Source organism: Pseudomonas atagonensis (genome assembly GCF_011369485.1).
GTDB classification, from domain to species: domain Bacteria; phylum Pseudomonadota; class Gammaproteobacteria; order Pseudomonadales; family Pseudomonadaceae; genus Aquipseudomonas; species Aquipseudomonas atagonensis.
This window is the reverse complement of record NZ_VXCA01000046.1, coordinates 1-11,496: the sequence shown is the minus strand read 5'-3', so window position 1 is coordinate 11,496 and position 11,496 is coordinate 1. Positions and strand designations below refer to the sequence as shown.

Here is an 11,496-nt window from a genome sequence, read left to right as displayed (position 1 = left end):
GACCTGTTGCAGATGCGCCAGCAAGGCCTGGGACTTCGGGTCTTCGAACACTTGTGCGGTGGCGCGAATCGACGTAGCCAGAGCGGGTGAGGGCGGTAGGGTCAGCAGTTGCATGGGCTCGTCCTTAAAGGAGGGTCAGGAATAGAACGTCGGCACCGGCAGCGATTGGTTCAGCGCCCAGTCGCCCAGCTCGTGGAGTTTGTAATCCAGCGGATCGTGCAGGGTTTGCGTGCGCAGATTGCGCCAATGACGGTCCAGGCGCAGGGACGCGTGGGTCGAACGTGCGCCGGTCACTTCAAACAAACGGCTGCAGAGGTCGAGGCCCTGACGACTGGCCGCGACTTTCGCCGTGGCAATCGCGGTCGCCAGTTGGCCGCGTTCCTCGGCACTGAGGTTCGGTCCTTTGGCCCACGCCTGATCCAGCAGCGCTGCGGCGCGTTCGACCAGCAGCCGGATCCCTTCGAGGGCGACCCAGAACTCGCCGTAGTGCGCGAGCACGTAAGGATCTTCACGTACCTGCCGCGCCGAGGATTTGTGCCAGAGGCGGGTTTCGCTCAGGGTGTAGTGACGCGCTTCTTCAAAGGCACCTTCGGCGATGCCGAGAAACATCTGCGTGAACGTCAGCTGTGCAATCAGCGGACGCAGGCAGGCGAACGGCGTGCTCAACGGGCCGGGATCGAGCAGCAATTCCGACTCTTCGACCCGCACCCGTTCGAACGTGGCGCTGCCGCTGTCGGTCTGGCGCTGGCCGATGTTATTCCAGTCGTCATGCAAGGTGATTCCACTGCGGCCGGTGGGGATGGCCGCGATCAGCAACTTGCCGCCCTGGCTTTCGTCCACCGCCGAGGCAATCAGCATCTGCGAATCACTGGCGCCCGAGCAAAAACTCTTCTTGCCGGAAAACTCGCGCCAGCCACCGAAGTCCTTGACCACGGTGCGCGTGTCCAGCGGGTTGAGCGCGTTGCCCCAGAACCAGTTCTGCCGCGCGGTCTGTTCGAACCACGGTTGCCATTGTTCCGCGCGGGAAAACAGGCGCACGGTGGCGAGCATCAAGTGATGAAAGCCAAAGACGTGGGCAATCGAGCTGTCGACCTTGGCGAATTCGCGTACGACCTGCAGGGTTTCGCTCCAGCTCGCGCCCAGTCCGCCGAAACGGCTGGGAATGCTCAGGGCCAGCAGACCGCTGTCGCGCAAGGCATCGCGTTCGGCCTTCGGCGTGCCGCCGCGTTCGTCACGCTCGACGGCGGTCAGGGCGAATTCAGCGGCCAGTTGGCGGGCAATCTGCAGCGGGGACAACAAGGTATTTTGCGGTTTGGCGGTCACACGGTGTCCCTCAGGCATTGGCTTTGGCGGGCAGCACATCGTTGGCAATCATTTCGCCAAACGGCCCAGTGAGGTTGGTCACGCCGCGCCCGGCCAGGCTGGCATAAGGCTCGGGCAGCAGCGGAAACACCAGCTCGGCAAAACGGTAGGCTTCTTCCAGATGTGGATAACCGGAGAAGATGAAACTCTCGATGCCGAGGTCCGCGTACTCCTTGATCCGCGCGGCCACTTGCTGCGGATCGCCGACCAGCGCCGTGCCGGCACCGCCACGTACCAGACCGACACCGGCCCACAGATTCGGGGCGATTTCCAGGTTGTCGCGTCGGCCATCGTGCAAGGCCGCCATGCGCCGCTGTCCTTCGGAGTCGAAACGCGAGAAAGATTTCTGCGCCGCCGCAATGGTCTCGTCGCTGATGTGCTCGATCAGTTTGTCCGCCGCTTTCCACGCTTCTTCGGCGGTCTCGCGGACGATCACATGCAGGCGAATACCGAACTTGACCTTGCGCCCATGGCGCGCCGCGCGTTCACGCACGTCGGCAAGTTTTTCCGCGACAGCGGCGGGCGGTTCGCCCCACGTCAGATAGACATCGACCTGCTCGGCCGCCAGATCATGCGCGGCATCGGAAGAGCCGCCGAAGTACAGCGGCGGGTAGGGTTTCTGCACCGGCGGATACAACGCCTTGGCGTTCTGCACTTTCAGATGCTTGCCCTCGAAATCCAATGCTTCGCCCTGCAAAACACGGCGCCAGATCTGGAGGAATTCGTCGGTGACTTCGTAGCGCTCGCTGTGGCTGAGGAAACTGCCGTCGCCACGGTTTTCGTCGGGATCGCCGCCGGTCACCACGTTGATCAGCAAGCGGCCGTTGGACAGTCGATCCAGCGTCGCCGCCATGCGTGCCGACACCGTCGGTGAAATGATTCCCGGCCGGATCGCCACCAGATAGCGCAGGCGTTCAGTCAGCGGCACCAGCGCCGAGGCGATCACCCACGAGTCCTCGCAGGAGCGCCCGGTGGGAATCAGCACGCCGTGGTAACCGAGGCTGTCGGCAGCCTGCGCCACTTGTTTCAGATAGTTGAGCGTGACCGGGCGCGCGCCTTGCGTGGTGCCCAGAAAGTGGCCGTCGCCGTGGGTCGGCAGGAACCAGAAAACATCCATGAACAGCTCCTCAGGCGATTTTCAGCAAGGGTTTGATTTGCGTGGCGAACAGCGGCGCAGCGCGTTCTGCGGCCAGGCGGATGCGCGCTTTCAGCGGCTCGCTGGTGATCTGGTAATTGGCGAAATCGGCTTCGGTGGCGTACACGCCGATCGGCAACGTCACGGCCTGAAAGAAACTCAACAGCGGACGCAATTGGTGATCGAGCACCAGTGCATGGCGCTCACTGCCACCGGTGGCGGCGAGCAGCACCGGCGTGTCAATCAGCGCGTTGAGGTCGATCAGGTCGAACAGATGCTTGAGCAGGCCCGGGTAGGAACCGCGATAAACCGGCGCGGCGACGATCAGCAGATCGGCCTGTTCGATAGCCTGTAACTCGGCCTCGACTTCCGCGCTCAGTTCCTGACGCGAAAGGGCGCCGCCGAGTGGACGGGCGATGTCGCCCAGTTCGATCAGATGACTTTCAATGGGCAAGTGCCCGGCCAGTTCAGACAACAACGCCTGGGTCAGCACCAGCGTGCGCGATGGGCGCCAGGTACCGCCGGACAGGGCAACGACTTTGAGGGGACGCGACATGATCAATTCCTTGTTTTCAACAGTTGCTCAGCGAGCAGTGAATGAATCCACCGGTCTTGAGCAAGCGCTGTACCAATTCCTGTGGGCCTCGGTTTTCGGGGCGTTGAGCGTTCTGGTGATGATCGGCCAAATGATTTTTCGTACGCTTTGTTGAACCGCTGTTGGCTGAGCAACAGTTGCTGGGGCAACAGTCAGGCGTGCATGCAGGGATTTATAAAGGCTGATTGTTATTCCGTAAAAGAACGTTAATCGATATTTATAGATCGTTAAGAGATATGAGGCTTCGGTGTCGAATTCCTGATAGCCACTATTGAGAGCGTTGATTTCTGCACGGGCGCGGGCCGGCGTAGCCTTCATCCATCGACCCACACCGCTCGCCAGGACGCTCCCATGAATCGCTTACTGACTGTTTCCCTGATGCTCGCTGTCTCCGTACTCGCCGGTTGTGCCGGCCATGTTTCCCCCGAACTGCGCCCTTACACGGCGGAAGAATCCCGCGAGCTGGCGATGGAGTCGCTGAACCGCAGCGGTCTGTCCTTCGACGAATACCACGCGAAGAAAGCCCAACTGCTCGGCCAGCCACAGAAGACATTCGGTTTCGACAAACAAGGTGAAATGAGCGCTGAGCGTGCCGTACAGCTGCACGGTCGTCCAAGCTGAAAGCAAACTGTACCGCTTGAAGTTTTACCCAACTGTCCATGGGTTTGACGGGCAGTGTGGGATAGGGTCTACAGCTGAACGACCCTGACGGACTGCCCACCATGACCCTTTCGCTCGATCTGCTGCTGGGCTTCGCCCTGTTTGCCCTTGTCACCTCGATCACGCCGGGGCCAAACAACACGATGTTGCTGGCGTCGGGTGTCAACTTCGGTTTCAACCGCACCATCCCTCATATGCTCGGCATCACCTGCGGATTTTTCGTCCTGGTGGTGGCGGTGGGTTTCGGCCTGGGCGCGGTGTTTCAAACCTATCCGCTGCTTTATACGGTGCTGCGCTACGTCGGCGCGGCCTATCTGTTGTATCTGGCGTGGAAAATCGCTCATTCGGGGCCTGTCGGCGACAGCGCTCAAGGTGAGGCCAGGCCCATCAGCTACCTAGGTGCCGCCGCGTTTCAGTGGGTCAACCCCAAGGCGTGGATCATGGCAATCGGTGCCATCAGTACCTACACGCCCATGCAGGGCTACTTCACCAACGTCGTGGTGATTGCCGCCGTGTTCGCCATCATCAACCTGCCGAGCGTCGGCATTTGGGCCGCATGCGGGACGCTGCTGCGCAATGTGCTGAAGGAGCCGCGCTGGTTACGCGTGTTCAATTGGGGCATGGCGGCATTGCTGGTGATTTCCCTGTACCCGTTACTTCTCGAAAGCTTTGCCTGACGCATAGCCTTCAATCGCCGGCCCGATGCCTGTTAAGCTCGGCTTCAGGAGCGTTCCAACGCACTTTCAAATGAAGTTGTGCTTCTTTAACGGCATCCGATCAGGTATTGATGACGCTCTGAAAACACGACGCAGCTCACAAGGCTGCGTTTCGCCGTTTACAGACACGAGCCTCCTGATCCCGGAACACGCTCTGCGAGTCTTTTATGAATAAACGTGCACTGTATTTCGACTACGCCGCCACCACCCCGGTGGACGAGCGGGTCATCCAGGTGATGATCGATTGTCTGGGCTTCAACGGTAATTTCGGCAACCCGGCCTCCAGCTCCCATACCTTCGGCCAGCAGGCCCGGCAAACGGTCGAACAGGCCCGCCGGCAAGTCGCCGAACTGGTCGGCGCTGACGCGGCGCAGATCGTCTGGACCTCCGGAGCCACCGAATCCAACAACCTCGCCCTCAAAGGCGTGGCACAGGCGCGAGGCGCGCCCGGTGGCCACATCATCACCAGTCAGATTGAACACAAAGCCGTTCTCGATACCGCCCGCCAGTTGCAGGACGCCGGCATCGCCGTGACCTGGCTGGTGCCGGACGCCGATGGTCTGATCACGCCGCAAGCCGTCAGCGAAGCCATGCGCGACGACACTTTTCTGGTGTCCCTGATGCTGGTCAACAATGAGTTGGGCACGGTCAACGACATCCCGGCCATCGGTGCAGTGGTGCGCAACCGCGAGGCGCTGTTCCATGTCGATGCGGCGCAGGGCGCCGGTAAAGTGGCAATCGATCTGGCGCAATGGCCGGTCGATCTGATGTCGTTTTCCGCGCACAAACTCTATGGTCCCAAAGGTATCGGCGCACTGTACGTCGGCCCGCGGGCGCAGCAGCGTTTGCATGCGCAGATCCATGGCGGCGGCCACGAGGGCGGTTTGCGCTCCGGAACCCTGGCCACTCACCAGATTGCCGGCATGGGCGCGGCGTTTGCCTTGGCAGCAGCGGTTTTCGAGGACGAGAAAAAGTCCATCGCGGCCCTGCGAGAGTGTCTGCTTGAACAGCTGTTGAGCCTGCCGGGCGTGCGCATCAACGGCAGTGTCAGCCAACGCATCCCGCACACTTTGAGCCTGACCTTCAGCGAAGGCCAGTTCAACAGCGCCGCCCTCGGCCAGTCGATTGCGTTTTCCGCGACGTCGGCGTGCAACTCCGCGAGCAATACGCCTTCCCACGTCCTCTTGGCGTTGGGGCACGATGCGCGGCTGGCCGGTCGCACCATTCGCTTGAGCCTCGGCCGCTACACCACCGCCGAAGATATCGATAAGGCTGTCGAACTGATCAAAACAGCCTGCGCCAGTGCTCCGGCATTCTGGGCGACAGGGCTTTAACGAGCCGTCCCAACGGCTACGAACAATAACGATGAAGTGATTGGCAGGAGACATGATGAGTACCCAGACTTTGACCGAAGGATCGGTTCCCCAGCGCTTGGCGCAGACCCGTGAACTGATGCGCCGCGAAGGTATCCACGCGTTATTGGTGCCCTCCGCCGACCCGCATCTGTCGGAATACCTGCCGGGTTACTGGCAGGGTCGCCAGTGGCTTTCCGGTTTTCATGGTTCGGTCGGGACGCTGATTGTCACCGACCGGTTCGCCGGGGTCTGGGCCGACAGTCGTTACTGGGAACAGGCGACCAAGGAACTCAATGGCAGCGGCATCGAACTGGTCAAGCTGCAACCGGGTCAACCCAGCCCGCTGGACTGGCTGGCCGAGCAGACCCCGGAAGGGGGCGTGGTCGCCGTCGACGGCGCGGTGATGGCGGTGGCCTCGGCGCGCACTCTGGGCAGCAAGCTTGAAGCGCGTGGCGCACGTCTGCGCACTGATATCGATTTGTTGAACGAAGTCTGGAACGATCGCCCGGGTTTGCCGAATGCTGCGATCTATCAGCATCTGCCACCGCAAGCAACGGTCAGCCGTGGCGAAAAACTCGCCAAACTGCGCGAAACCCTGCAGGAACGCGGCGCCGACTGGCACTTTATCGCCACCCTCGACGACATCGCCTGGCTGTTGAACCTGCGCGGCGGCGATGTGTCGTTCAACCCGGTGTTTGTCTCGTTTGCTTTGATCAATCAGCAGCAGGCCACGCTGTTCGTGGCACTGAGTAAGGTCGATACTCAATTGCGCGCCGTGTTGGAGAAGGATGGCGTAACGCTGCGCGACTACAGCGAAGTCGCCGACGCGCTGCGCGCCGTGCCAAGTGGCGCGAGCCTGCTGGTGGATCCGGCGCGTGTCACCAGCGGTTTGCTGGATAACCTCGACAGTGGTGTGAAACTGGTTGAAGGCTTGAACCCGACCACGCTGGCCAAATCGCAAAAAAGCGAAGCTGACGCTCAGCACATTCGTAAAGCCATGGAGCAGGATGGCGCGGCGCTGTGTGAGTTCTTCGCCTGGCTGGAGTCGGCGTGGGGGCGCGAGCGCATTACCGAGCTGACCATCGACGAAAAACTCACGGCGGCCCGTGAGCGTCGCCCGGATTATGTTTCGCTGAGTTTCAACACGATTGCCGCGTTCAACGCCAATGGCGCGATGCCGCATTATCACGCCACCGAAGAAGAACACGCGGTGATCGAGGGCGACGGTCTGTTGCTGATCGACTCGGGTGGTCAGTATCTGGGCGGCACCACCGATATCACGCGCATGGTGCCGGTCGGCACGCCGACTGAAGAGCAGAAGCGCGACTGCACGCGCGTGCTCAAGGGCGTGATTGCGTTGTCGCGGGCACAGTTTCCCAAAGGCATTCTCTCGCCGCTGCTCGACGCAATTGCCCGCGCGCCGATCTGGGCCGAAAGCGTCGATTACGGTCACGGCACCGGTCACGGCGTCGGCTATTTCCTCAACGTTCACGAAGGCCCGCAAGTGATTGCCTATCAGGCGGTCGCCGCACCGCAGACCGCGATGCAGCCGGGGATGATCACCTCCATTGAGCCGGGCACTTACCGTCCGGGCCGTTGGGGTGTGCGCATCGAGAACCTGGCGATGAACCGTGTCGCTGGCAGCAGCGAATTCGGCGAGTTCCTCAAGTTTGAAACCTTGACGCTGTGCCCGATCGACACACGTTGTCTCTTGCCTGCTTTGCTCACTGAGGAAGAGAAACAATGGTTCAACGCTTACCACGCCGAAGTGCGTGAGCGTCTGAGCCCATTGCTCGAAGGGGCTGCGCTGGAGTGGCTGAACACGCGCACGGCGGCGATCTGAGCGGTTACAACTCGGGCGCTGTTGCCAGCGCCCGAGTGAGGTAATCGACAAATGCGTTGACCCTGGCGGATAGGCGACGATTCGCCGGGGACACTGCATGGACGTCTGGTGGTCGAGATTTAGCGCAAGGCTTCGGCAACGAAGTCGAGCCGGTCCTGGCCGAAGAACAACTGGTTGCCGACAAACATGCTCGGTGCACCGAATACACCGCGTTTAATCGCTGTTTCGGTGTTTTCCTTGAGCCTGGCTTTGACGGCTTCATCGTTGGTCAGAGCGAGAATTTCGTTTGGATCGAAGCCATGTTTGCTGAGCACCGCGGCGACGGTCGCGGGTTCATCCATGCTTCGCCCTTCAACCCAGAGAGCGTCAAACAGGCAATCGATGAATGCCTGGAAGCGTTGCGGATGACGCAGTTGAATACCGGTGACAGCGCGCATCAGCATCAGTGTGTTGATCGGGAAGTGTGGATTGAATTTGAGGGGAACACCGTAGCGTTTTGCGTAGCGGTCCAGATCCTGAAACATATAACGGCCCTTGGCCGGGATCATCGCCGGTGAGGCGTTGCCGGTGGCTTTGAACACGCCGCCTAGCAGCATCGGAATGTAGACCAGTTCGCTGTGTGTTTCGGCGCAGATCTTCGGTAGTTGGGTGTAGGCCAGATAAGTGGCCGGGCTGCCGAGATCGAAATAGAAATCCACGGATTTCGTCATTGTTGCTGCACTCTCATTATTGTTATGGGGGAGGGCTTACCAGCGTTCGTTCCATGGGCGCAAATCAAGTTCGAACGTCCATGCGTCCCGTGGCTGACTGTGCAGATACCAGTAGTTTTCGGCGATATGCTCCGGATTGAGAATACCGTCCTGATCCTTCGTCGCGTACTTCTCGGGAAAACTGTTGCGGATGAAATCGGTATCGATGGCGCCGTCGACCACGACATGGGCGACGTGAATGTTCATCGGCCCCAGTTCCCGGGCCATGCTCTGCGCCAACGCGCGAATACCGTGTTTGGCCCCGGCAAATGCGGCGAACCCCGCTGCCCCGCGCAGGCCGGCAGTGGCTCCGGTGAACAGAATGGTGCCGCGTTGGCGAGTGACCATGCGTTTGGCCACTTCGCGCGCATTGAGGAATCCCGAGAAACAGGCCATTTCCCAGATCTTGAAATACTTGCGCGCGGTTTCTTCGAGAATGCTGCATGGCACGTTGGCGCCAATGTTGAAAACAAACGCTTCAATCGGCCCGAGACGGGTTTCGATGTCTTCAATCAGGGCGATGACATCCTCTTCCTTGCGTGCATCGCAGGCAAAACCGTGAGCCTCGCCACCTTCGGCCTGAATAGCATCTACCAATGGCTGCAGCTTATCGGCACTGCGACGAGTGACGCAGGCGATGAATCCTTCTTTGGAGAATCGCTTGGCAATAGCTCCTCCCGTGGCATCGCCAGCACCGACCACTAACACGACCTTCTTGTTATTCATGGGCAAACCCTTTTAGTAAACGATCGTTAAGTGAACGAACGTTATGCTAGGATCCGGGTATCGTCAAGGCGCTCAGTCCGAGGAAGATTTATGCGTTACTCAGCCGGTCACAAGCTGGAAACCAGAGAAAAGCTGCTGAACAGCAGTGCGCTGTCGGCAAAACGCTCCGGATTTTCCACCGTGGGCGTCGACGGTCTGATGAAGGCTATCGGTTTGAGTGGTGCAGCGTTCTACAGCCACTTCTCGTCCAAAGATGCGTTGTTTACCGCCATTGTCGAGCGTGAGTTGTGTCAGAGCCTGGAACGATTGGGCGGGCAGGGGACAGAAGATCGCGAGCGGCTGGAGCGTTGTCTCAAACACTACTTGAGTATGGCGCACGTAGAACAACCCGAGAGTGGCTGCGCATTACCGGCGCTGGGTGCGGAGATCGCTCGTGCGGATGTCGTCGTAAGAGAGCAGGCGGAATTGTGGATCTGCCGGGTTCAGAAGAGCTGGGCGCAGATTCTGGAAAGCGACAGTCTGGCATGGGCGATCTTGTCGCAATGTGTCGGAGCTTTGGTGGTGGCGCGGATGCTGGCGACACCGGACATCCAGCGTACGGTGCTGAAGTCCAGTCACGAAGAGATCAGTCGCCAGCTCGCTATTCCCCGAGCGGAATAGGCGAGATATTTACTTGCAGATGACGATCATGCTGCGGCTGGTGTAGCCCGCAGGGTTGAGTCCAAAGGGATAGTCGCCAGGCTCTTCGACGGCATCACCCGATTTGGCGATGACCTTGTAGCCCTTGGGAGCACAGGAAGCAGCGGCACTGGTGTAGCACTTGTCCCAGGAGGACGAGAGTCCTGAGCAGTTGATGTGCAATCCTTTCTTGCCGTGCTTTACCTGAGTTTTCGAAGTCGCCGCGCAGCCTGTGACTGCAAGTATGGCGATCAGTAGCAAAATTCGTTTCATTCCCGTCCTTATTGGCAGCCTCGAGTCTGGTGCTCGGGTCAGCCTGAATTCACTCGCGTGTTGGGCGTGCTGATATCCCTATCCAAAAAAATCCATGTCTGGCACTGGGTTACGTCTCTAAACATGGCCTAAATAAGCGCCAATTGCCAGACCTTAGTCAAATCCTGTTTCAATCTGCCGCAACGGCAGGCTTGGCGCCGCTGCCCATCGTCATCGTTGCGCCGACGGACGCGAGAATAATGCACAGGATCGCCATCCATTGTGACAAAGAGAGGTACTCCTGCAGAAAAAGCAGTCCCGATAGCGCGCCAAAAGCAGGTTCGATGCTCATCAACGTGCCAAATGTACGAGCAGGCATGCGAGTGAGGGCGACCATTTCCAGGGTGTATGGCAGCGCTGTCGAGAGAATAGCGACACCGATTGCCACGGGGATCAGCGATGGCGTCAACAGCGCGGCGCCCGCATGGACGATACCGATGGGTGCAACGAATAGCGCCGCGATCATGACGCCCAGCGCTGCTGTGGTTACACCATTGTCGGCACCGGCCTTTTGTCCAAAGAGTATGTAAAGCGCCCAACAGGCTCCGGCGCCGAGAGCGTAACCCGCACCTACCAGATCAATACCCGCTGTGGTGGCTCCGGTAGGAATCAACAACAACAGGCCGACGGCTGCCAATGCAATCCAGAGAAAATCGATCGCGCGCCGGGAAGCATAAATCGCGACGGCCAGTGGGCCGGTGAACTCCAGTGCAACCGCGATTCCCAAAGGAACCGTGCGCAGTGACATATAGAAGAGGAAGTTCATGCCCCCCAATGCCATTCCGTAGACGATCACCGTGCGCAATGACCTGGACGTCAGCTTGGCCCGCCATGGCCGCAGCAAGAGCAGCATGATCACGCTGGCAAAAATCAGGCGCAGTGTGGTGGTGCCTTGTGCGCCCACGATGGGGAACATGCTTTTCGCCAGGGATGCGCCGGATTGGATAGACGCCATGGCTATTAATAACAGGCCAACCGGGAACAGGATTGAGGCCAGATTGCGGGGTTGGTCATTCATTGCGAGGCATCGTCCGAAGTGAGAGCTGAGTCGTTATAGTTTGATTGAGCAATATACTGCGCAATTGTGGGTGTTGCCTCTATATATAAGCGGTTTTTTGTGCATTTCTAAAGAAAGCGAAATTAACGGTTGACGGCAGATTCTGGAGGTCTATAATTCGCCCCACTTCCGGCGCAGTCGAAACGGAAAACTCCTTGAGATTCAATGAGTTATGTAGGTTTCAGCGGTAAGTGCTTCAGTTCATCGAAGCCAGAAGGAAGTTGAAAAAGAGGTGTTGACAGCAGCGTGTAACGCTGTAGAATTCGCCTCCCGCTGACGAGAGATCGGAAGCGCAAGTGGTTGAAGTT

General features: G+C 59.4%; 13 protein-coding genes and 2 pseudogenes. 6 read left to right on the top strand and 9 right to left on the bottom strand.

The genetic code is table 11. The annotated features are described in order from the left end of the window. The 4 genes and pseudogenes from F2P67_RS26610 to msuE form a co-directional block, all read right to left on the bottom strand. Nucleotides 1-114 (bottom strand): annotated as a pseudogene (locus F2P67_RS26610) (sigma-54-dependent Fis family transcriptional regulator); the annotation flags it as partial. Between the two features lie 21 nt (nucleotides 115-135). Next, nucleotides 136-1,341: an acyl-CoA dehydrogenase family protein gene (locus tag F2P67_RS26605; RefSeq protein ID WP_178120962.1), complete on the bottom strand. Its 1,206-nt coding sequence runs from the start codon at nucleotides 1,339-1,341 to the stop codon at nucleotides 136-138. Further along, nucleotides 1,334-2,479 (bottom strand): FMNH2-dependent alkanesulfonate monooxygenase, encoded by a 1,146-nt coding sequence (ssuD, locus tag F2P67_RS26600; protein WP_166225991.1) that lies wholly within the window; start codon nucleotides 2,477-2,479, stop codon nucleotides 1,334-1,336. Before ssuD ends, F2P67_RS26605 begins: the two co-directional genes overlap by 8 nt. Nucleotides 2,480-2,489: 10 nt before the next feature. Next, nucleotides 2,490-3,053: an FMN reductase gene (gene msuE / locus F2P67_RS26595; protein WP_166225988.1), complete on the bottom strand. Its 564-nt coding sequence runs from the start codon at nucleotides 3,051-3,053 to the stop codon at nucleotides 2,490-2,492. Here msuE and F2P67_RS26590 point away from each other — a divergent pair. From F2P67_RS26590 to F2P67_RS26570, 5 genes are all read left to right on the top strand, one after another. Then, entirely contained in the window at nucleotides 3,052-3,207 is a 156-nt protein-coding gene (locus F2P67_RS26590; RefSeq protein WP_166225985.1) for a hypothetical protein, read from the top strand. The two genes, msuE and F2P67_RS26590, sit on opposite strands and share 2 nt — an antisense overlap. Nucleotides 3,208-3,443: 236 nt before the next feature. Continuing rightward, the gene (locus F2P67_RS26585; protein WP_166225981.1) at nucleotides 3,444-3,713 is read left to right on the top strand and encodes a hypothetical protein; all 270 of its coding nucleotides are present in this window, start codon (nucleotides 3,444-3,446) and stop codon (nucleotides 3,711-3,713) included. 101 nt (nucleotides 3,714-3,814) lie between these two features. Then, on the top strand, nucleotides 3,815-4,429 hold the full coding sequence (locus tag F2P67_RS26580; protein WP_166225978.1) for a LysE family translocator: 615 nt from the start codon (nucleotides 3,815-3,817) through the stop codon (nucleotides 4,427-4,429). Between the two features lie 206 nt (nucleotides 4,430-4,635). Continuing rightward, complete coding sequence (locus F2P67_RS26575; RefSeq protein ID WP_166225975.1) at nucleotides 4,636-5,802, top strand: aminotransferase class V-fold PLP-dependent enzyme; 1,167 nt, start codon at nucleotides 4,636-4,638, stop codon at nucleotides 5,800-5,802. A gap of 55 nt (nucleotides 5,803-5,857) precedes the next feature. Further along, nucleotides 5,858-7,666, top strand: coding sequence for an aminopeptidase P family protein (locus tag F2P67_RS26570; protein ID WP_166225972.1), 1,809 nt, complete (start codon nucleotides 5,858-5,860; stop codon nucleotides 7,664-7,666). Between the two features lie 4 nt (nucleotides 7,667-7,670). Here F2P67_RS26570 and F2P67_RS27880 read toward each other — a convergent pair. From F2P67_RS27880 to F2P67_RS26560, 3 genes and pseudogenes are all read right to left on the bottom strand, one after another. Next, nucleotides 7,671-7,769 (bottom strand): annotated as a pseudogene (locus tag F2P67_RS27880) (LysR family transcriptional regulator); the annotation flags it as partial. A gap of 16 nt (nucleotides 7,770-7,785) precedes the next feature. Further along, on the bottom strand, nucleotides 7,786-8,376 hold the full coding sequence (locus tag F2P67_RS26565) for a 2-hydroxychromene-2-carboxylate isomerase (protein WP_166225969.1): 591 nt from the start codon (nucleotides 8,374-8,376) through the stop codon (nucleotides 7,786-7,788). Nucleotides 8,377-8,412: 36 nt separating this feature from the next. Further along, nucleotides 8,413-9,141, bottom strand: coding sequence for an SDR family oxidoreductase (locus F2P67_RS26560; protein WP_166225966.1), 729 nt, complete (start codon nucleotides 9,139-9,141; stop codon nucleotides 8,413-8,415). A 90-nt stretch (nucleotides 9,142-9,231) separates the two neighbouring features. On the opposite strand from F2P67_RS26560, the gene F2P67_RS26555 reads away from it, so the two are divergent. Next, nucleotides 9,232-9,801: a TetR/AcrR family transcriptional regulator gene (locus F2P67_RS26555; protein WP_166225963.1), complete on the top strand. Its 570-nt coding sequence runs from the start codon at nucleotides 9,232-9,234 to the stop codon at nucleotides 9,799-9,801. A gap of 9 nt (nucleotides 9,802-9,810) precedes the next feature. Here the strand turns inward: F2P67_RS26555 and F2P67_RS26550 are convergent, their stop codons facing one another. Then, nucleotides 9,811-10,092 (bottom strand): hypothetical protein, encoded by a 282-nt coding sequence (locus F2P67_RS26550; RefSeq protein ID WP_166225960.1) that lies wholly within the window; start codon nucleotides 10,090-10,092, stop codon nucleotides 9,811-9,813. 169 nt (nucleotides 10,093-10,261) lie between these two features. Beyond that, complete coding sequence (gene rhtA / locus F2P67_RS26545) at nucleotides 10,262-11,149, bottom strand: threonine/homoserine exporter RhtA (RefSeq protein WP_166225957.1); 888 nt, start codon at nucleotides 11,147-11,149, stop codon at nucleotides 10,262-10,264. Nucleotides 11,150-11,496: the final 347 nt, after the last annotated feature.

What these genes read in the sequence shown, in the direction of transcription:
- msuE (WP_166225988.1), bottom strand. Translation starts at nt 3,053, where the DNA reads ATGTCGCGTCCCCTCAAAGTCGTTGCCCTGTCCGGCGGTACCTGGCGC.
- rhtA (WP_166225957.1), bottom strand. Translation starts at nt 11,149, where the DNA reads ATGAATGACCAACCCCGCAATCTGGCCTCAATCCTGTTCCCGGTTGGC.
- F2P67_RS26575 (WP_166225975.1), top strand. Translation starts at nt 4,636, where the DNA reads ATGAATAAACGTGCACTGTATTTCGACTACGCCGCCACCACCCCGGTG.
- F2P67_RS26585 (WP_166225981.1), top strand. Translation starts at nt 3,444, where the DNA reads ATGAATCGCTTACTGACTGTTTCCCTGATGCTCGCTGTCTCCGTACTC.
- F2P67_RS26590 (WP_166225985.1), top strand. Translation starts at nt 3,052, where the DNA reads ATGATCAATTCCTTGTTTTCAACAGTTGCTCAGCGAGCAGTGAATGAA.
- F2P67_RS26605 (WP_178120962.1), bottom strand. Translation starts at nt 1,341, where the DNA reads ATGCCTGAGGGACACCGTGTGACCGCCAAACCGCAAAATACCTTGTTG.
- F2P67_RS26550 (WP_166225960.1), bottom strand. Translation starts at nt 10,092, where the DNA reads ATGAAACGAATTTTGCTACTGATCGCCATACTTGCAGTCACAGGCTGC.
- F2P67_RS26570 (WP_166225972.1), top strand. Translation starts at nt 5,858, where the DNA reads ATGAGTACCCAGACTTTGACCGAAGGATCGGTTCCCCAGCGCTTGGCG.
- ssuD (WP_166225991.1), bottom strand. Translation starts at nt 2,479, where the DNA reads ATGGATGTTTTCTGGTTCCTGCCGACCCACGGCGACGGCCACTTTCTG.
- F2P67_RS26555 (WP_166225963.1), top strand. Translation starts at nt 9,232, where the DNA reads ATGCGTTACTCAGCCGGTCACAAGCTGGAAACCAGAGAAAAGCTGCTG.
- F2P67_RS26565 (WP_166225969.1), bottom strand. Translation starts at nt 8,376, where the DNA reads ATGACGAAATCCGTGGATTTCTATTTCGATCTCGGCAGCCCGGCCACT.
- F2P67_RS26560 (WP_166225966.1), bottom strand. Translation starts at nt 9,141, where the DNA reads ATGAATAACAAGAAGGTCGTGTTAGTGGTCGGTGCTGGCGATGCCACG.
- F2P67_RS26580 (WP_166225978.1), top strand. Translation starts at nt 3,815, where the DNA reads ATGACCCTTTCGCTCGATCTGCTGCTGGGCTTCGCCCTGTTTGCCCTT.